Annotated in this window: 17 protein-coding genes; 10 read left to right on the forward strand and 7 right to left on the reverse strand. The window is 62.7% G+C overall.

The genetic code is table 11. The features are described from left to right. The first annotated feature begins 19 nt into the window (after nucleotides 1-19). The 5 genes from AC57B1_RS25380 (at nucleotide 20) to AC57B1_RS25400 (ending at nucleotide 5,320) form a co-directional block, all read left to right on the forward strand. Nucleotides 20-772, forward strand: a complete 753-nt coding sequence (locus AC57B1_RS25380; RefSeq protein WP_496419051.1) for an HAD family hydrolase — start codon at nucleotides 20-22, stop codon at nucleotides 770-772. Continuing rightward, entirely contained in the window at nucleotides 759-3,068 is a 2,310-nt protein-coding gene (locus AC57B1_RS25385; RefSeq protein ID WP_496419052.1) for a glycoside hydrolase family 65 protein, read from the forward strand. Before AC57B1_RS25380 ends, AC57B1_RS25385 begins: the two co-directional genes overlap by 14 nt. A gap of 189 nt (nucleotides 3,069-3,257) precedes the next feature. Next, nucleotides 3,258-4,208, forward strand: a complete 951-nt coding sequence (locus AC57B1_RS25390) for a DnaJ C-terminal domain-containing protein (protein ID WP_496419053.1) — start codon at nucleotides 3,258-3,260, stop codon at nucleotides 4,206-4,208. Continuing rightward, entirely contained in the window at nucleotides 4,205-4,534 is a 330-nt protein-coding gene (locus tag AC57B1_RS25395) for a chaperone modulator CbpM (protein WP_496419054.1), read from the forward strand. The genes AC57B1_RS25390 and AC57B1_RS25395 overlap by 4 nt, the downstream gene beginning before the upstream one ends. A gap of 333 nt (nucleotides 4,535-4,867) precedes the next feature. Further along, on the forward strand, nucleotides 4,868-5,320 hold the full coding sequence (locus tag AC57B1_RS25400; protein WP_408299401.1) for a CBS domain-containing protein: 453 nt from the start codon (nucleotides 4,868-4,870) through the stop codon (nucleotides 5,318-5,320). Between the two features lie 72 nt (nucleotides 5,321-5,392). Here the strand turns inward: AC57B1_RS25400 and AC57B1_RS25405 are convergent, their stop codons facing one another. The 4 genes from AC57B1_RS25405 to AC57B1_RS25420 are packed head-to-tail and all read right to left on the reverse strand — an operon-like array spanning nucleotide 5,393 to nucleotide 11,896. Further along, nucleotides 5,393-6,517, reverse strand: coding sequence for an ABC transporter permease (locus AC57B1_RS25405; protein ID WP_496419055.1), 1,125 nt, complete (start codon nucleotides 6,515-6,517; stop codon nucleotides 5,393-5,395). A 2-nt stretch (nucleotides 6,518-6,519) separates the two neighbouring features. Further along, nucleotides 6,520-9,294, reverse strand: a complete 2,775-nt coding sequence (gene rbbA / locus AC57B1_RS25410; RefSeq protein ID WP_496419056.1) for a ribosome-associated ATPase/putative transporter RbbA — start codon at nucleotides 9,292-9,294, stop codon at nucleotides 6,520-6,522. A gap of 20 nt (nucleotides 9,295-9,314) precedes the next feature. Then, nucleotides 9,315-10,388, reverse strand: coding sequence for an HlyD family secretion protein (locus AC57B1_RS25415; RefSeq protein ID WP_496419057.1), 1,074 nt, complete (start codon nucleotides 10,386-10,388; stop codon nucleotides 9,315-9,317). Next, entirely contained in the window at nucleotides 10,385-11,896 is a 1,512-nt protein-coding gene (locus AC57B1_RS25420; protein ID WP_496419058.1) for an efflux transporter outer membrane subunit, read from the reverse strand. The genes AC57B1_RS25415 and AC57B1_RS25420 overlap by 4 nt, the downstream gene beginning before the upstream one ends. 402 nt (nucleotides 11,897-12,298) lie before the next feature. Here AC57B1_RS25420 and AC57B1_RS25425 point away from each other — a divergent pair, with 402 nt between their 5' ends. From AC57B1_RS25425 to AC57B1_RS25440, 4 genes are all read left to right on the forward strand, one after another. Continuing rightward, a complete protein-coding gene (locus AC57B1_RS25425; protein WP_408353888.1) occupies nucleotides 12,299-13,330 on the forward strand; it encodes an alpha/beta fold hydrolase in 1,032 nt (343 codons plus the stop codon). A gap of 374 nt (nucleotides 13,331-13,704) precedes the next feature. Then, complete coding sequence (locus tag AC57B1_RS25430; RefSeq protein ID WP_091803257.1) at nucleotides 13,705-14,229, forward strand: phasin family protein; 525 nt, start codon at nucleotides 13,705-13,707, stop codon at nucleotides 14,227-14,229. A gap of 104 nt (nucleotides 14,230-14,333) precedes the next feature. Next, the gene (locus AC57B1_RS25435) at nucleotides 14,334-14,645 is read left to right on the forward strand and encodes a hypothetical protein (RefSeq protein WP_143048396.1); all 312 of its coding nucleotides are present in this window, start codon (nucleotides 14,334-14,336) and stop codon (nucleotides 14,643-14,645) included. A gap of 71 nt (nucleotides 14,646-14,716) precedes the next feature. After that, a complete protein-coding gene (locus AC57B1_RS25440; RefSeq protein WP_408353886.1) occupies nucleotides 14,717-15,004 on the forward strand; it encodes a hypothetical protein in 288 nt (95 codons plus the stop codon). A gap of 39 nt (nucleotides 15,005-15,043) precedes the next feature. Here the strand turns inward: AC57B1_RS25440 and hmpA are convergent, their stop codons facing one another. Next, nucleotides 15,044-16,225: an NO-inducible flavohemoprotein gene (gene hmpA / locus AC57B1_RS25445; RefSeq protein WP_408353884.1), complete on the reverse strand. Its 1,182-nt coding sequence runs from the start codon at nucleotides 16,223-16,225 to the stop codon at nucleotides 15,044-15,046. A gap of 111 nt (nucleotides 16,226-16,336) precedes the next feature. Between hmpA and norR the strand changes: the two genes are divergently transcribed. After that, nucleotides 16,337-17,929 carry a nitric oxide reductase transcriptional regulator NorR gene (gene norR / locus AC57B1_RS25450; protein ID WP_496419325.1) on the forward strand — a complete coding sequence of 531 codons (1,593 nt, stop codon included), beginning with the start codon at nucleotides 16,337-16,339 and terminating at the stop codon, nucleotides 17,927-17,929. A gap of 235 nt (nucleotides 17,930-18,164) precedes the next feature. On the opposite strand, the gene AC57B1_RS25455 is transcribed toward norR, so the two are convergent. Next, nucleotides 18,165-18,455 carry a hypothetical protein gene (locus AC57B1_RS25455; protein ID WP_091803241.1) on the reverse strand — a complete coding sequence of 97 codons (291 nt, stop codon included), beginning with the start codon at nucleotides 18,453-18,455 and terminating at the stop codon, nucleotides 18,165-18,167. Nucleotides 18,456-18,640: 185 nt separating this feature from the next. Next, complete coding sequence (locus AC57B1_RS25460) at nucleotides 18,641-19,453, reverse strand: DNA-binding transcriptional regulator (protein WP_408353880.1); 813 nt, start codon at nucleotides 19,451-19,453, stop codon at nucleotides 18,641-18,643. Nucleotides 19,454-19,636 lie beyond the last annotated feature (183 nt).

The raw sequence follows: 19,636 nt of genomic DNA on the forward strand, positions 1-19,636 counted from the left end.
TCATGGACAAATGCCACGCATGACAGTCCGCCAATCCCGAGCCCCGCCGCCAGATCCCCATCGCATACTCTCCGCCGCCATTTTCGATGTCGACGGCGTGCTGCTCGCGTCGCCCCATGAACGAGCCTGGCGCGAAGCGCTCACAGGCTTCGCCGACCCAGCACGCTTCACCACGGCGATCTATCAATCCCAGGTGGCCGGCAAGCCACGGTTCAGCGGCGCGCTTGCCGCGCTGCAAGCGCTGGGTGTCCCGAATGCCGCACAACGTGCCGAAGCCTACGCAAAGAGCAAGCAGAGGCGGCTGGAGGCGCTGATAGGCGCAGGAGCCGTGTCCGCTTTCGCGGACGCGCTTCGCTTCGTCAATGCGATGAGGAAGTTGGGTTTTCCGATTGCCGTTGCGTCGTCCTCGAAAAACGCGAACGACATGATGCGGCGCATCCCGCTCGACGATCACCACAGCCTGTTCGACGTATTCGGCGCCAATGTGTGCGGCCGCGATTTGCCCGCCGGCAAGCCGGACCCGGCGATATTCCTGCTCGCTGCCGCGGAGCTGCCCGCCGCGCCCGAGCACTGCTTCGTGGTCGAAGACGCGCCGGCTGGTATCGAGGCCGCCCGCGCCGCTGGCATGGCGGCACTTGGCGTCGCGCGCCTGCACGACGCGACCTCGCTGCAAGCGGCGGGCGCCGATCTCGTCGTGACCAGTCTGGACGAAGTTGATCTCGATCAACTGTCTCGTGGAAGGCTTTGCCGGCGGATTCATGAAAAGTCCTGAACAGTTCGATGAAGTGATGCGCCCAACCGCCGATTTGAGCTGGATCGTGGCCGAAGGTAGCTATGACTCGTTGCTTGAACGCAGCCGCGCCGCGCGCTTCGCGATCAGTAACGGTTTTTTCGGTGTGCGCGGCGCGCGCGCGATACACCGTGGCGGCCGCTGGGTGGCCACCTCGCGGACCCTCGTTGCGGGACTCTTCGATACGGCCAGTGAAGAACCTGGCATTCCCAAGCTCGCCGTCGCGCCCGATTGGCTGAAAGTTCGGCTTCTGCTGCAAGGGCAACCTCTGATTCACCACGACCACGACGAAACGCGGCAGGAGAGGATTCTCGACATGCGGCGCGGTGCGGTGATCAGCAAGGCGCGCCTGTCGAACGCGTCTGCTTTCGGCGTCAAGTTGCGCAGTTTTCATATGGCTTCTCTCAGCCAGCGCGCGATTGGAATGCAGATCATCCTGCTGGAAATGGAGCAGGGAGGGATCGAGGTGACGCTGGAAGCGTCGATCGATGCAGTGGATATCGGTCTCGTGTCCGAACGCGCGGAGCAGGGCCTTAGCGTGTGGCGCGCGGCATCCTCCGGCACACGCCTTGCAATGGCCACCGCGGTATCGCTGCACATCGACCACCAGCTGGTTCCTTCTACCGTATGCGGCCCGTCGCAATGGTCGTGGAAGTGGACCTCGACCCCGGGGCAGGTCGTCTGTCTCGCGCGGACGGTCGCCATGGCACGCGCAGGCAAAGAAGCTATCGATCCCGCTCGCAGCGCGCAGGCCGCTTTGGATTCCGCGCAGACGCTCGGCTGGCCGTCCGTGATTGCGGCGCACGAGAAGGCCTGGGAAGAGCGCTGGGCATGCAGCGACGTCGAGATCGACGGCGATCCGCGCGCACAACGCGCTCTCAGATTCGCGCTCTACCATCTGAACGGCGCGGCCAATCCAGCCGACGACTATGTATCGATCGCCGCGCGGGCGCTAACGGGCGACGACTATCACGGACATGTCTTCTGGGACACGGAAATCCATCTGTTGCCGTTTTACACGTTGACGTGGCCCGAGGCAGCAAGGGCGCTGTTGATGTATCGCTTTCACACACTGGCCGGGGCGCGGGGGAAAGCCGCGGCAATGGGCTGGCAGGGTGCGTTGTATGCGTGGGAGTCCGCCGATACCGGCGCGGAGGCGTGCCCCGCTCAAGTTGTCGGCCCTGATCGGAAGCTGGTGGATGTCAAATGCGGTAAGCAGGAACAGCACATCAGCGCGGACGTTGCCTACGCCGTCTGGCAATATTGGCGGGCCACTGGAGATGACGCATTCCTCCGCGAGGCCGGTGCCGAGATTCTTCTGGAGACGGCACGTTTCTGGGCGAGCCGCGCGAAGAGGGAAGCGGACGGCCATTGTCATATTCGCGGCGTGATCGGTCCGGATGAATATCACGAATCGATTGACGACAATGCCTTTACGAACGTGATGGCGCGCTGGAATATCCGGCGTGCCGTCGAGACTGCGGCATTACTGCGTGCGCGCTGGCCAGAGAGTTGGCAACGTCTGTCGGAGCAACTCAATCTCGACGAAGCCGAACTGCAACGTTGGAGCACGGTTGCCGAGGCGATAGTCACGGGCTTTGATTCGAACACCGGTTTGTTCGAGCAGTTCGCGGGATTCTTCGCGCTCGAAGACATCGACATCGCCGCCTATGCGGCCCGTTCAGTGCCGATCGACGTCGTGCTGGGCCGCGAGCGCATCCAGCGATCCCAGCTTGCCAAACAGGCCGATGTCGTCGCCCTGCTGGCGCTGCTGCCTGAAGAGTTTCCTGGCGACGCTGCGGCGGCGAACTTCAACTACTATGCACCGCGCTGCGGTCACGGCAGTTCGTTGAGTCGCGCCATGCATGGTGTAGTCGCGGCCAGACTGTGGCAGTCCGAAACGGCGCTCGACTGTTTTCGCAGAACCTCGGCCATCGATCTCGACGACACGCATGCCGCCATGGAGGGTGGCGTGCACATTGCCAGCCTCGGTGGCATGTGGATGATGGCGATACTGGGTTTTGCGGGCGTGTCGCTTGCCGATGACCATCTAGGTCTGGCCCCGGCATTGCCCGCGTCGTGGAAGAACGTTGCCTTCGCGATGCAATGGCGGGGTCGTCATCTGCGGATCAGCATGGGTGAGGCGAGTGACGGCATTCGTGTAACGCTGGAAATGGGCGAAGCGATGAAGCTTGCAGTCGGGGGTGAGATGTTCATGTTGAGCCGCGCGGAGCCGCTGCTCGTGAGTCGCAAAACGCACGTTGTACCGGCCGCATAAAAGCAAGCTGCAGCGTATCCGCGCCTGATCGACGAGACTTCCTGCAGACCGCCTTTCCCGCTTTGAACCGACGCGGTGTAGCGAACGCGCAATTTTGCTGGCCCGGCCGGATTGGTATAAAGTCAGTCCGTAATCGTCACGCGATGGATACCCATTGCCGCTCCCATCCCTCATGGGTCTGCCGCCAGTATGAAATACAAAGACTATTACGAAGTCCTGGGTCTCGAGCGAAGCGCGTCTCAGGATGACGTTAAACGTTCGTATCGGAAGCTCGCGCGCAAGTATCACCCGGACGTCAGCAAGCATGCCGACGCCGAAGACCGTTTCAAGGAGCTGGGCGAAGCCTACGAGGTGCTCAAGGACCCCGAGAAGCGCGCGGCCTACGATCGCATGGGCAGCGATTGGCGCAACGGCCAGGAATTCCAGCCGCCGCCGAACTGGGACGAGGGTTTCGAATTCAGCGGCGCGGGCAACGAGGCCGGCGAGCACGCCGATTTCCACGATATCTTCGAGAAGATGTTTGGCGGCGCGCGCGGTGCTCGTGGCGCGCATCCTCGGCAGCGGCCTTTCGATGCGCGCGGCGAGGACCATCACGCCAAGGTGTTGATCGATCTCGAAGACGCGTATCGCGGCGCGCAGCGCGCGATTTCTTTGCAAATGCCCGTAGTCGATCCGCAAGGGCATGTTTCGCTGGAAACGCGAACGCTCAATGTCACCATTCCAAAGGGGATTCGCGCGGGCCAGCATCTGCGGCTGAGCGGCCAGGGCGCCGCGGGCGCCACGCCCGAAACGGCCGGCGACCTCTACCTCGAAATCGCCTTTCGGGAACACCCGCGCTTTCACGTGGACGGCCGCGACGTCTCGCTCGACTTGCCGGTGGCTCCGTGGGAGGCCGCGCTCGGCGCGCAGGTTACCGTGCCCACACCCGATGGTTCCGTCGAGATGACGGTGCCGGCGGGTTCTGCCGGCGGCAGGCGCTTGCGGCTCAAAGGCAAGGGCATTCCGGCCAACCCGCCTGGCGATCTGTATGTGATTCTGAACATCGTCCTGCCACCAGCGGATAGCGACGCAGCGAAGGCCGCTTACGATGCGATGCGGCAGGCGTTCAATTTCGATCCGCGCGCACACTTCTATCGGTGATCATCGTGAAAGAGACGACTACGACGACCTATTTGCAAGGCCAGATTGTCGATGAGAACGTGGAGTTCACGCTGGTTGAGTTGAGCCGGGTGAGCGGGGCATCGGAGGAGGAGTTGACGCTCTGGGTGGCTGAAGGCGTGTTCGAGCCCAAGGGCGAGCGGCCGCAGGAATGGCGCTTCAGCGGCGCCGCGCTGCGGCGCGTGCAGACTGCGCAGCGGCTGGCGCACGACTTCCAGATCAATGCTCCGGGCGTCGCGCTGGCGCTCGATCTGCTCGACGAGATCGACTTGTTGCGCTCGCATGTAAAACGCGTTCGAGGGACTTAGGCGAGTCTGCGCGTCATTCAGCGTTAGACACGCAAGCCCCTGTCTGATATCGCCGCGACACGGCGCTTCGAGGGCGACGCAGTATTGCGTCGGTTGAACCCATCTCAGGCGCCATGTTCGAAGGGCGATTGATGCAAATCAACCCATTCGTAGTTGCAGTTGTCGAGCGGCGTGCCGCGTGGTGCAACGCGGTATCGCGCGTGCGTTCGCGTATCGGCCATTCGGACACTCTCTCAGTTGACTGTAGTCAATGGTTGGTTCGTTCATCCGGCTAATCTGAATTGGATTGAGTCCCGGCGAGTCATGGACTCTCTTCTCGGGAGGATACGGAAAATGAATGCGGGCGATATCTGTACAAGAAACGTTGTGACGTGCGGACTGAACACGACCGTGCTGGAAGCATGCCGGATCATGCGCGATCGTCACGTGGGCGATGTCGTGGCCGTGGAGACGAGCGCGGATGGAAAGCTTCATGCCCGTGGCGTGCTGACCGACCGCGATATCGTGCTGGCGGTCGTAGCACGTGAAGTCGATGCGTTCGGGCTTTTCGTCGGCGATGTCATGTCCTCGCCGCTCATCGTCGCGTACGAGGGGGAAGACGTGTGGCAACTCGTCAAGCGGATGCGATTGCACGCCATACGGCGCATGCCGGTGGTCAGCGAGTCGGGTGAACTGGTCGGGCTGCTTTCGTTCGACGATCTCCTCGACGCGGCATGCGCATTCCTCGCCGAACTATCCCTTGTGACAGCGCGGCAGCCGCATTTCGAGGAGAAAAATCGCGCCTGAGCTTTTCTGCCGCATCAGGCATGTGTGCGGGGCACGAGGGTCGTCTGGCGTGCGTCGGCCCAGGCATGCAAGTCAGGCCATCTGACCGATGGTTCTGCGAAAACGCTGCAATGCCATTGCAAACAGGACCGAGCCGATCGCGATCAGAATCAGGAACGGCCGCCACGCGACATCGAGGCCGGCGCCGCGATACAGGATGGCCTGCCCAAGCTCGACGAAGTGAGTCGTGGGTGCGAAAAGCATGACGTCCTGCACGATCTTCGGCATGCTTTCCCGCGGGGTGATGCTTCCGGACAGCATCTGCAAAGGCAGCAGCACGAGGACTACCAGCATGCCGAACTGCGGCATGCTGCGCGCGAGCGTCGCCATGTAAATGCCCATCGAGGTGGTGGCGAACAGATGCAGCGCGGTGCCGACCATGAACAGGGCCACCGAGCCTTCAATCGGCACATGCAGCGCGCCGCGCACCACGAACGTCAACGAAGCCGTGGCCACCACCATGACCACGAGCCCCATCGACCAGATTTTCGCCAGCATGATCTCTGCCGGCGTGACCGGCATGACGAGCAGATGTTCGATCGTGCCGTGTTCGCGCTCGCGGATCAGCGCGGCGCCGGTGAGGATGATCGACAGCATCGTGACATTGTTGATGATTTCCATCAGCGCGCCGAACCAGGTCTGATCGAGGTTCGGATTGAAGCGCATATGCACGGCGAGATCGACGGGCGGCGCGGCGGTGTCGCGGTAGCGCGCCGCAAATGCGGCAATCTCGTCGGTCACGATCTGCTGCACGTAGCTGCTGCCCGTGAACGCCTGACTCATGCGGGTCGCGTCGACATTCAACTGGATCGATGCGGGTCTTCCGGCCAGCACATCGCGCTGGAAGTTCGGCGGAATGTCGAGCGCGAACGTGTATTTGCCCGTATCGAGCCCGCGGTCGACCTGAGCGGGGGTGATCAGGCGCGCAACGCCGAACTGCGGCGGGAAAAACGCCGAGGCGATACGGGCGGACAACGGCGAGGCGTCTTCGTCGACGATCGCGATCGGCGCCATATGCAGCGTGTCGGGTTGTGCGGTAGCGGCGGAATAGATCGCCACCGTGAAGGTGTAGACGATCAGCACCAGCATGGTCGGGTCGCGCCACAGGCTCCACAGTTCCTTGACGCCGAGGCGGTAGATGTTCGAGAGGCGGCGCACAGTCAGGTCTCCTGCTTCTTGAGCAACGCCGTGGTCAAGCCGAGAACCACCGGTATGGCGGCCACGAGCGGCCAGAATTGCGCCTGAAGATCGGCGAAGCCCAGCGCCTTGTTGATGACACCGCGGCTGATCGTGAACATGTAGGTCGCCGGATAGATGGAGCCGATAATCCGCCCGCTGCCTTCCATTGACGACAGCGGATTGATCAGGCCGGAGAACTGGATCGCGGGAATGAGCGTGCCGATCATCGTCAGGAAAATGGCGGCGATCTGGCTGCGGGTGAACGTGGATGCCAGCATGCCGATGCCGGTCGCGACGATGCTGTACACCAGCACGGCGGCGAGCAGCGTCAGGAAGTTGCCTTTGACCGGCACGCCGAAAGCGATCCGCGCCAGCAGCGTCATCAGCAGGAAATTGAGCACGGCCAGTAACACATAGGGCACCTGCTTGCCCATCAGGAACTCGCTGCGCGTAACCGGTGTGACATACAGATTGATGATCGAGCCGAGCTCACGCTCCCGCACGACCGCCAGCGCGGTCAGCATGGCCGGCAGCATGAGGAGCAGCAGCGGAATGATCGCGGGCACCATCGCGGGCGCGCTCCTCACGTCGGGGTTATAGCGAAAGCGCGTTTCGATGTTGACCTGCGGGGCCGGCGTCATGCCGAGCCGGTGAATGCTCTGCTCCATCAGCCAGGCTTGATGGAGCCCGAGCACATAGCCACGGATGGTTTCCGCGCGCTGCGGCATGGCGCCGTCAATCCACACGCCGAGTTGCACGGGCGTGCCGCGCTCCAGATCACGTGCGAAGTGCGGCGGAATTTCGATCGCGAGCGACAGCTTGCCGCCGCGCATGCGCTTGTCCAACTCGTCGTAGTCGCTGAGCGGGGCCTGTTCCACGAAGTAGCGCGAGCCCGACATGTTCAGCGCATAGTCGTGACTCAGTTCAGTCTGGTCGCGGTCGAGGACGGCATAGGTGAGACTCTCGACATCGAGACTCACGCCATAGCCCATCACGAGCATCAACACCAGCGAACCGAGCAGGGCGAGCGTGGCGCGCACGGGGTCGCGGCGCAGTTCGAGCGCCTCTCGCCACATATAGGTGAACGCGCGGCTGAGGCTGAAGGCGCGCGGGCGTGAGCGGTTCGGCGACTCGGGCAACGCGCCCGTGCCGGACTCGCTCGCGCTTGCGGGCGCTTCGATCGTGGCTTCGGCGCTGCCGCCTTCTTCCGCCTTGTCCGCACCCGCTTCGACCAGGTAGCCGATGAAGGCCTCTTCGAGCGTCGCCGCGCCGCGCAAGCGTACGAGTTCGGCCGGCGACCCGGTCGCGAGCACGCGGCCGGCATGCATCAGCGAGATGCGGTCGCAGCGCTCTGCCTCGTTCATGAAATGCGTCGAGATGAAGATCGTGACCTTGTCGCGGCGGGCGAGCTGGATCATCAGCTGCCAGAAATTGTCGCGAGCGACGGGGTCGACGCCTGAAGTCGGTTCGTCGAGTATCAGCAGCTCGGGCTTGTGGACCATGGCGACGGCCAGCGAGAGGCGTTGCCGCATGCCGAGCGGCAGGCTGTCGGGCAACGCGTCGCGTACTTCGTCGAGGCCGAAACGGCTCACCATTTCGTCGACTCTGGCGGCAATCGCCTCTGGCGGCACATGAAAGAGCTGTGCATGCAAGATCAGGTTCTGCTGAACCGTCAGTTCGCCATACAGCGAGAATGCCTGCGACATGTAGCCGACGCGGGCGCGCGTGTCGATGTCGTTGGGATCGACTTCGCGTCCGAACAGCCTGGCCGTGCCTTCGCTCGCGGGCAGCAGGCCGGTGAGCATTTTCATCGTGGTCGACTTGCCGCAACCGTTGGAGCCGAGAAAGCCGAAGATCTCGCCGCTGCGAATGCGGAAGCTGACGTGGTCGACCGCGACGAAGTCGCCGAAGCGCATGGTCAGATCGCGGGCTTCGATGGCGAGCTCGCCCGCGGCATCGGCGGGCAGTGGTTCGACGACGACCGGCTGGTGACCGCGGCGCCGTTCCTCGGGCAGCAACGCGATGAACGCCGCTTCCAGCGTGTCGCTGTTCGTGCGCGCGAGCAGGGCGCGCGGCTCGCCGGTCGCGAGGATCCGGCCCGCGTCCATCGCGACGAGCGAATCGAAGCGTTGAGCTTCGTCCATGTAAGCCGTCGCGACGATCACGCTCATACTGGGGCGGCCCGCGCGAATACGCGCGATCAGATTCCAGAATTGCGCGCGAGCGAGCGGATCGACGCCGGTGGTCGGCTCATCGAGAATCAGCAGATCGGGGTCGTGGATCAGCGCGCAACAGAGCGCCAGCTTCTGTTTCATGCCGCCGGACAGTTTGCCCGCCGGTCGCGCGAGAAACGCCTGAAGGCCGGTGCTCCGAGTCAGCGAGTCGATGCGCTGGCGGCGCTCGGCGGCATCGTGGCCGAAGAGCCGCGCGAAGAATTGCAGGTTCTCCTCGACCGTCAGCGTCGGGTACAGATTCTTGCCCAAACCCTGCGGCATGTAGGCGATACGAGGGCAGACGAGCGCGCGGTGCCGGCGCGAGCGCATGTCGCCGCCCAGCACTTCGACGGCGCCTTGCTGAATGGCGCGGGCGCCCGCGGCGAGCGCCAGCAGGCTGGACTTGCCGACGCCGTCCGGGCCGATCAGCCCGGTCATGCGGCCTGCGGGAAAATCCAGTGTGAGGTTGTCGAGCGCAACGGTCTTCGCGTAACGCAGCGCGACGTCGCGCAGCTGGACGACCGGCGGGGCGTCTGCCGTCATCGCGCCGCTCACTGCGCCTTTCACTGCGGCACCTTGATCGCGAGCGAAGCGGGCCACGCGGCATGCTGATCGATCCTGATCCACGCGACACCCGGCAGGCCTGTCTTGACGAGCTTCAGATGCTGGAGCAGCAGTTCGCGGTTGATCCTCGCCTTGACGCGGAACATCAGTTTTTGGCGCTCACTGGTCGTTTCCACGGTCTTCGGCGTGAACTGCGCGGTGCTGGCCACGAACGAAACGGTCGCGGGAATCACATAGTTGGGCGCCGCATCGAGTATCACGCGCACTTCGGCGCCGAGTGCGACCTTGCCGACTACCGTCTCCGGCAGGAAGAACGTCATGTAGACATCGGAAAGGTCGGCGATATTCAGGACCTTGCCACCTGCTGGGAGCACTTCGCCGGCCTCGGCGATCCGATATTGCACGCGGCCGTCACGTGGCGCCGTCAACTGGCTGTCGCTGATGTCGGCTTCCACGCGCGCCACGGTCGCGAGCGCGGCATGCTCCGCGGAATGCGCGGCGACGAGTTGCGCGCGCGTTGCATCGACGGCGGCCTGGGCTGCGGTGACCTGAGCGCTCGCGGCGCGCACCGTGGCTTGCGCGCCGCGCTCGCGGGCGCGATCGTCGTCGAGTTCCTGCATGGAGGACGCGCCGTCGCGCGACAGGGTTTCCGAGCGCGCCAGTTTGCGGCGCGCGGCGTCGAGTTCGCTTTCGCGCTGGGAGACGACGGCTTCGGCTGCCACCTTGTCGCTCTGCCGCTGCACGACCTGCGCTTCGATGCTGAGCGCGGTGTTGATCGCCTGCTGATGCTGTGCGCGGGCTTCGGCGAGTTGCGCGTCGAGCACGGTCACTTGCATCGTCGCAAGCGGCTGCCCCGCCTTGACGAAGTCGCCTTCGTCGACGGTAATGGTTTCGACACGGCCAGGCAGTTTGGTCGCCACGTCGATTTCGGTCGCCTCGACGCGGCCATTGCCGCTCACGAAACCTGCCGCGGGACCCGAGTCGTGCACCATCGTCCACGCGTAGTAGGAGGCCGCAACGATCACGGCCAGTAAGGCAACGGCGGCGATCTGTTTCTTTCTGCTGGGGCTCATGGCAATGGGCCTTGTTTGAGTGTGATGTCAGCGGCTGAAGGCGACAGCGTCGGTTCCGCCTCCTGCACGCCTCCACCGAGCGCGGCATACAGCGCGACGCGGCTCGCGAGCAAGGCACGCCGCGTCTGGATCAGTTCCTGTCGTGCGTTGAGCAGGTCTCGCTGTGCGTCGAGCACTTCAAGAAAGGGCGTCGCGCCGTTGTCGTACCGGAGCCTGGCAAGGCGCGCCCGCTCGGACTGCGCGACGAGCGTGTCGGTTTCCGCCTGAACCTGCGCGGCAAGCCACTCTCGCGCCGAGAGTGCGTCGGCTACATCGCGAAACGCTTGCTGAATGGTCTTTTCGTATTGCGCCACCGCTTCGCCTTCGCGGGCGTTGGCAAGTTCCAGGTTGTTGCGATTGCGCCCGGCGTCGAAGATGGGTAGCGAGATGTTGGGCATGAAGATCCACGCGCCGCTACCCGAGGCGAACAGGCTATGCAGATCGGTGCTCGTCGAGCCGACCGCACCAGTGAGCGTGACGCGTGGAAAGAACGCCGCGCGCGCCGCGCCGATATTCGCATTGGCGGCGCGCAGCCGGTGCTCCGCCGCGACGATGTCCGGACGCCTTTCCAGCAACGACGACGGCAGTCCTGCCTGCAGGTCCGCGTACACGCTTGCGTCGTCCAGCGGGGCAGGCTGCAGCGGGGCGGGTGCGCCGACCAGTACGGCGAGCGCGTGGGCCTGAGTGGCGCGCGACTGTTCGAGCTGCGCAACCAGCGTCTGCGCCTGCTGCAACAGAATTTCCGACTGCCTGAGATCCAGCTTCGAGATCGCGCCGACTTCGAAGCGTCGGCGGAAGATGCGCAGCGATTCGGAACGGCTCGCGATCGTCTCCCGGGCCACGGCAATGCGCTCATCGAGTTCGCGCAGCAGCAGGTAATTGTCCGCGACGTTAGCGATCACACTGAGGGTGGCCGCACGGCGCGCGGCGTCGCTCGCCAGAAATTCTTCGAGGGCCGCGTCCTTGAGGCTGCGTACGCGGCCCCAGAAGTCGAGTTCCCAATTGCTTTCGGTTAGTCCGACCTGATACGCCTGGGCGTCGATACTTCCGCCCGGCAACAGCACGCCGGGCGCGCGGAAACGGACATAGGAGCCGCCGGCGGCGATTGTCGGAAAAGTATCGGCGCGGCGGATGCCGTAGGTTGCACGCGCTTCTTCGACGCGCCTCACGGCAATGCGCAGATCGCGGTTTCCACTGAGCGCCTGCTCGATCAAGGCCTGCAGTTGGGTGTCGGGAAAGTAGCTGCGCCAGTCGATCTGGACCGTTGGCGATGTGCCGTCGGCGGGTGCTGGAGCGCCGGCCCACGTATCCGGAACCGGCAGCGCGGGACGCACATAGGACGGCGCGAGCGACATGCATCCGCCCAGGTTGAGCGCCGCCGCCAGTACGAGCGCCGATGCGAACCCTGTGCCGCAGTGAGGCGAGCGGCGTGTTGCTGGCGGCGGTCGTGAGTGCGACGATGAGAACATGAGAGCGTCTGAGTCTGGTGAATTCGGTGGGATGCTTCGAGCGAGGCAATGGCCTGTGCCGGCGTCGACTACGCAATGCGCATCGCGCCCGCCCGGCAGGCGAGCGATGACGTTCGAGTCGACGCGTTGCATGCGTCAAGACCGGACCCGCGACCGGATCCTGAAGCGCTTATCCTGCAAATACTTATAACCGACGCTACTGATGGGACAACTTGATCTGGATCATCCCGTTACGGACTGGTCGGGCCCGTTTTCTGTGTATCGCAATGTATCCACTCCGCGGCCCGATACATGACGTTTCATTCGCGGACATTGGCGACACAAGCCAGATACGTGCGGAAGGTTTAATGCTCCCAGGCCGGTTCATCTGGCTCAACGCACTCGCACATAAGGGGAATAGCCATGTCTGAACAGATCAATGATCGGCGTCGTCGTTTGCTGGGGACGGCCGTTGCGGGCCTCAGCCTGATGGAACTCGGGCTGAGCGGACTCGCCCACGCGCAGTCCAGCGGCACGAAGGCGGGATCGCGCGTCACGTCCTTCGATAACCTGAAGCAGATCAACGCCGGGACGCTCAGCATGGGATATGCGGAAGCGGGCCCGCAGAATGGACCCGTGGTGATCCTGCTGCACGGCTGGCCCTACGACATCTACAGCTTCGTCGAAGTCACACCGTTGCTCGCCGCCGCCGGCTACCGGGTCATCGTGCCGTATCTGCGCGGCTACGGCTCGACGCGGTTCCTGTCGGCTGACACGCCCCGCAATGGCCAGCAGGCGGTCGTCGCCGTGGACATCATCGCGTTGATGGATGCGCTGAAGATCGACAAGGCGATTCTCGGCGGCTTCGACTGGGGCGCGCGCACGGTGAACATTATCGCGGCGCTGTGGCCGGAGCGATGCAAGGCGATGGTGTCGGTGAGCGGCTATCTGATCGGCAGTCAGGAAGCCAACCGGACGCCGTTGCCGCCGAAGGCGGAACTGGCATGGTGGTATCAGTTCTACTTCGCCACGGAGCGCGGCTATGCGGGCTACGAAGCGAACCGCCACGACTTCAACAAGCTGATCTGGCATACGGCATCGCCCAAATGGGATTTCGACGATGCGACCTTCGAGCGTTCGGCGGAATCGTTCAATAATCCGGACCACGTCGCGGTGGTGATCCACAACTATCGCTGGCGTCTGGGGCTGGTCAAGGGCGAAGCGCAATACGACGCGCTGGAGAAGCGCCTCGCCCAGGCACCGGTCATTACGGTGCCGACCATCACGATGGAGGGCGACGCGAACGGCGCGCCGCATCCCGAACCGGCCGCGTACGCGAAGAAGTTCACCGGCAAGTATGCGCACCGGAACATCGGCGGCGGTATCGGGCACAACCTGCCGCAAGAGGCGCCCAAAGCATTCGCCGATGCGATCATCGACGTCGCCCGGTTCTGAGGGCGATTGACCGTCCCACGCCGGCCGCGTCGATCTATTCGACGCGGCCGCGCTGCATGGCGCGCTCGTGCGCATCACGCCCACCCGTTTGAATCACCCATTGACCGACCTGCCGCCGCTGCCAAAAAGCCGCACTCACCACCGTCCCAAATCGCTCGATTCTTCAGTCAAATCACCCTGATCGACCAGGGGTATTTACCTACAAAACAGTACGCCAGACGCCGGTTTAACAAAGTTAGAATGTTTCATCTAATTCTGCACGGCAGAAGCGATTCGAGGGGGCCGGGGGCTGTTGGGTCAGCATCTGCATGCTTGCGAGCTGTTTTCGCCTACCTCGTATCGAGCGATTTGTGGGCTTAACGAAGGAGTGCAGAGTGGTTTTTTCGACGCCAGATCAATTTATCTCGATGCAAAGTGCCAATGTTGCTGTCGCGTTTTCGTTGGTACAGCAAACATTCCAGTATGTTGAAGACCTGACCAGATTGAACCTGCAGGCCGCCAAGGCCACGCTCGCCGAGAGCGAACAGGCCTGGCAACTGGCATTCTCCGGTAAGACACCCGTCGAATTATTCGTTCAGCAAGCCGGTAACGCTAGACCGGCGGCGGAGAAAGTGCTGTCTTATAACAGTCACGTACTTGGCATTGCGAATCACGCGCAGGCCGAGTTTCTGAAGGTATTCGAAGATCGCTGCGCCCAGTCCAACGCAAGAATGCAGACGGTCGTAGACGACTTTGCGCGCAATGCCCCGGCCGGTTCCGAGGTCGCGGTCACGGTCTTCAAGTCGGCGGTTTCCAGCGCGGGCGCCGCCTACGACGCAATGCGCAAAGCCACCGCGCAAGCCATTGCCATGGCGCAGGCAGGTCAGCCGACAAGCCCTGTGCCGACGCGCGCCAAATAAAGACAATCAGCCAACAGCAATGCTCATGCAGCCTGGCGGAAACATGTCAGGCCTGTTGTTTCGCTTTCCTGCAAGCAGGACGGATCAGCCGATTCGGAGACGAAATGGGTATCGCATTGCTTGCCAACTCGTTCGAAGGGCGATCCGAAGGCGCTTTTAAGTTAGCCGGGAATGTAATGGGAAGTCACGCGTCTTTTAAGAACGATCTTTTGCATATCGAAACGATAGTCACAACGCTTGAGAGATTGACTTCAAAAGGTGATTCGGTGGCTTGCACGTCGTTAGTGAACGAGCCGGGTTATTGGCGTCGGCGCATCGAGGCGATACTGAATCAGCGCGAAATATCCAAAGTCGATCGCGAACATGCGGACGCGTTGCTCAGGCGGCTGCGCGGCATCGTCAAAACGTCATCGTAAAGCGTAAGAATCGAGCGGACATCCGAATACCGCGGCAAACGCGGAAATAGCCAAGTCCTCAGGGGAAAGACATGACCCATGAAGGTTCTGAGAGCGGTTTGAAAGTGCTGTCGGCCCACGCTTCAGGCCGCTATCGACTCGTGGTGCGCGCGGCGCTTCACGGTACGCGCATTGCCGCCATCTGGCAGGTGCTATTGCCATTTTCCCGCAACGTCGAAAAGGTCGACGTGACGACGCTGCCCGGCAGCGGTTTCGAGGAGGTCACGATTGCCCTCGCGCAAGCGCAATGCGAATGGGTGGACGCCATGATCGCGCGCTTCAGGAGCATGCCGTGGGTGACAAGCGCGACGCTTTGCTGAGCGGCATGTCCGGGACAACCGTGACCCATTCACTACCTGTTATTCCAGCGCCGCGGCCGGGCCGAAGAATTCATATCGGCTTTGCGACTCCGGCACGCCGATCGCTTTCAGGTGCTTCTTGACGGCCTTCATGAACGCGATCGGTCCGAGAAAATAGACGTCGACGTCGCGCGTTTCCGGCAGCCACGCATCGAGACGCGTTTCGTCGAGATAGCCGATGCCGTGCGCGTCGGCATCGTTCGCGCGGCGTTGTTCGTAGCAATAGAAACGCTTCAATTTCGGATGACGCGCGGCCAGTTGCTCGATCGCGTCGCGGAACGCATGCACGCCGCCATGGCGCGCAGAGTGAATGAAGTGGACGGTACGATCGGTATTCAGCGCGGCTTGCAGCATGGCCAGCGTCGGTGTAATGCCCACGCCGCCGCTGATCAGGACCAGCGGCTTGTCGCTGTGTTCGAGCTTGAAGTCGCCGGCCGGCGCAAACAGTTCCACTGTGTCGTTCTCGTTGACGCGCGTGTGCAGATGGTTCGATACCTTTCCGCTCGGTTCGCGCTTCACGCTGATACGGTATTCGCGGCCATTCGACATGGCCGAGAGCGAGTAATTGCGGCGCACTTCTTCGCCGTCGACCGTAAGCCGCACACCGATATATTGTCCCGGATGAAACGCGAGTAACTCGCCGTTATCGTCGGGACGCAGATAGAACGACGTGATCTCGTCGCTCTCCCGCACTTTACGGGCGACGCGAAAGAGCCGCGTGCCGCGCCAACCGCCCGGCGCCGCTTCCCGCTCGGCGTAGATTTTTTCTTCGAGCCCGATCAGCAGATCGGCGAGTTGCTGATAGGCGGCGGCCCACGCTTCGATGACCGCATCCGTTGCGATTTCGGCGCCGAGCACTTCGCGGATGGATCTGAGCAGGCACTGTCCGACAATCGGATAGTGCTCCGGCAGGATATTCAACGCGACGTGCTTGTTGATGATCTGCGAGACCAGTCCGCCGAGTTGTTCGAGTTGATCGATGTGGCGCGCGTACATCAGCACGCCGTTGGCCAGCGCGCGTTGCTGCGCGCCGCTTGCCTGGTTCGCGAGGTTGAACATGGGACGCACTTCCGGATGCTCGCTGATGAGCATCTTGTAGAAGTGCGTGGTCAACGCTTCGCCGCCGCTTTCGAGAAGAGGAACGGTGGCTTTGACGATGGCGCGGTGTTCGGCGGAAAGCATAGGAAGTCCTGGTTGGTGGTGGATAGTCAGTCAGCTTCGACTGTCGTGCTTTTCTATCCATGTTTCGTGCCAGGTATAAAATGCAATTAAATCAATGATGTGAATTTCATGATGGTCAATTCGACCTTGGTCGGAAAGACTCCTGCAGGAGTCAATCTGACTGCACAAGACTTACTCGATGTCCTGACGCCCCTGATCCTCGATCTTTCGCGCGACTTGACCGACCGCGAGCGCTACCGGCGCCTGCTCAGCAGCTTGCGGGCGCTGTTTCCCGGCGATGCTGCCGCTTTGTTGCGTCTGGAGGGCGACACGCTCGTGCCGCTCGCGATCGACGGATTGAGCAGCGATACGCTTGGGCGGCGTTTTCGTGTCAGTGACCACCCGCGCTTCGAGCAACTTCTATCGCGGCCCGAGCCGACCCGTTTCGCCGCCGATTCCGATTTGCCGGATCCTTATGACGGCCTCGTGCAAGGCACGTCCGGGCATCTCGAAGTTCACGATTGCCTCGGATGTCCGCTGTTCGTTCGTGGCCGGCCATGGGGTCTGCTCACGCTCGATGCGCTGGATCCGGCGCGCTTCGACAGCATCGACATGGCGTCGTTGCAGGCGTTTCTGGGCCTCGCTGCCGCCACGGTGAGTGTCGTCGAGCGAATCGATACGCTGGCGCGCAGCAGCGAGGAAGAGCGGCGCCGCGCCGAAGCCTACCGGCAGGCGAGCAGCCAGAGCCGGCGCGAGATGATCGGCAGCAGTGAAGCCCACACGCAACTGGTGCGGGAAATCGAAGTCGTAGCGGGCAGTGATCTGACCGTGCTGATCACCGGTGAGACCGGAGTTGGCAAGGAACTCGTGGCCAACGCGATCCATGCGCTTTCGTCGCGGGCGAACAAGCCGCTCATCAGTCTGAACTGTGCTGCGCTACCCGATACGCTGGTCGAGAGTGAATTGTTCGGGCATGTGCGCGGAGCGTTCTCCGGCGCGTCGTCGGACCGGCGTGGCAAGTTCGAGCTGGCGGACGGCGGAACGATTTTTCTCGACGAGGTGGGAGAGTTGCCGCTTATGGTGCAGGCCAAGCTTTTGCGGGTGCTGCAAAACGGCCAGCTGCAACGAATCGGCTCGGACCACGAACACAAGGTCGACGTGCGGCTCATCGCGGCCACCAATCGCGATCTCGCCGAAGAGGTGCGCACGGGGCGGTTCCGCGCCGATCTCTACCATCGTTTGAGCGTCTATCCGTTACGCGTGCCGCCGTTGCGCGAGCGCGGCCGCGATGTGCTGCTCCTTGCCGGTTTTTTTCTTGAGGAGAATCGCTCGCGGCTCGGCCTGCTGAGCCTGCGTCTCGCGGCGGATGCGCAAGCCATGCTGTTGCGCTATCCGTGGCCGGGCAACGTGCGTGAACTCGAGCATCTGATCGGGCGAAGCGCGCTCAAGGCACTCGCCGCAAACCGGGAGCGCCGTCGGATCCTGACGTTGACCGCCGCCGACCTGGCGCTGTCGTCCACGCCAGACGAAACCAGAAGTGAGACGCCCGCCGATACAGCAGGCAGCGAAACCAGGGACTTCCGCAGCGCGGTGACCGAGTTCGAGCGGGCCACTGTGCTCGACGCGCTGGCGCGTCACAATCAGAATTGGGCGGCCGTCGCGCGTGAACTCGGCCTTGATCGGGCGAATCTGAACCGCTTAGCCAAACGGCTTGGACTCAAATGAGCCGGCGTCGAGAACGGATCCACGCCGCCGGCCGGCTGTTACTCCGCGATTGAAAAACGCGCCGGCCGCTTTTGCGGTGCTTTGCGGGGCCGCTCAATGCGCCGGTTGGCGCCGCGAATGAAGAGAATGGCGCAAATGGCCACCATGGACCAGATGCAGAGAATTACCGTTAGAGCGCTCATTTCAGTTATCAGAAGTTGAGACTGCGATTGGTGCTGCCCGGCCTGCCGGCCGGTCAATGTGTCGTATGCGGACCGGCGCCGTCGAACAGGAGTTCGTCGATCAGACGCGTGGCGACCGCCAGTTGCTGTTCGAGCGATGCGCGCGCTGATTCCGCGCCTGCCGCGTCGCCGCGTGCCACCGCTTCGTAGGTCTGCGTCGCAAGGCACAACACGCTTTCCGACGCGAGGTGCAATCCGCGCATCGTTCCGGCGTCGGCGCCCGGCACCGGGCTGGTCCATTCAGTGCTCGAAACAGCCGGCAAGCCGATTTCGAATTCGTTATCTTTGTCGTGGCGGGAAGACATCGCAGGCTCCTGGCGGGATTGGCATGATGACAGTGTGCTCCGGCAGGGCGGGTTTCAATCCGTCGAACAGAAGCCTGTTTTTTGGTCAATCTGCGGTAGTTGGGTGGGCGAAGTATTCCGCTGAAGAATAGACGCTCTGCGGGCTGTAGTAAACCCTAAGAAACCCCCGGCGGCGCGGCATCTTCTCACTCAGGCTTCTTTCCCTCTGGCTCGTCCTGCGACTCCAGTTCCGCCACCATTTCGCGCACCGCGATCTGGAGTTCCGGCACGTAGCGCCGTTTTGCCTCCGCGAGCGTCACTGCTCGCGAGAGAAACACCACATTCAGACTCCCCAGCACACGTTCGCGCGAGACGATCGCAACCGCGACCGCCCCGATCTTGCTTTGCGCGGACCAGTCGCCGTGATTGGAGCCGAAGCCGTCCGCGCGCACCCGCTTGACCAGGCTTTTTATCAATTTGTCGTTCGAGGCGAGGGCTTTCTGTTCTTCACCGCCCGCGCCTGAGCGCAGCAAGTCGAGAATGTCCTCGCGCTCGCCGTTGGGACACATCGCGAAGTAGGCGCGCCCAGCGGCGGTCAGCAGAATTGGTAAACGGCGCCCGACCATAGAACGGTGAAACGAGAGCGGACTGAAGCGATGCGTCGTCTCGCGGATGATCATCGCGTCGCCGTCCGGCGTGGTCAGATCCGAAGGCCACGCAACGCGCTGCAATAGCTGCCCCATGATCGGCGGCGCAATCGTCGCAATCCGTTCGTTGTCCGTAAAACCTTCGCTTAACGAACGCACCTGGAGCGTCAAGCGAAAACTGTCGTCCGACGCGCTACGACGCACGAATCCTTCCTCCATCAACGTCTCCAGCAGCCGCCGCGCCGTGGTGCGATGCAGGCCGGTCAGGTCGCTGATCTGCTGGCTGGTGGCGCGGCCGCTGTCCATGGAGTTGAGCGCCTGCAACACTTGCAGGCCGCGCGCGAGACCTCGCACACTCGTATATTTCGTCACCGAAAAACCTCAATAAATCAACTGTGTGCATTGTATGCACATTTTTCACAAATTGTTGAGGTGATCCGGTGCGAGTCCTAGACTGCGATCAAATCTACGATTCAAGGAGACGCGAGATGCCGCGTCCCATGCGCGACTTTTCGCCATGGCGATACGCGATCGTCACGCCGTGCCCTCCCTGAA

The organism is Paraburkholderia sp. BGA-UO-ETr-F21 (genome assembly GCF_059567925.1).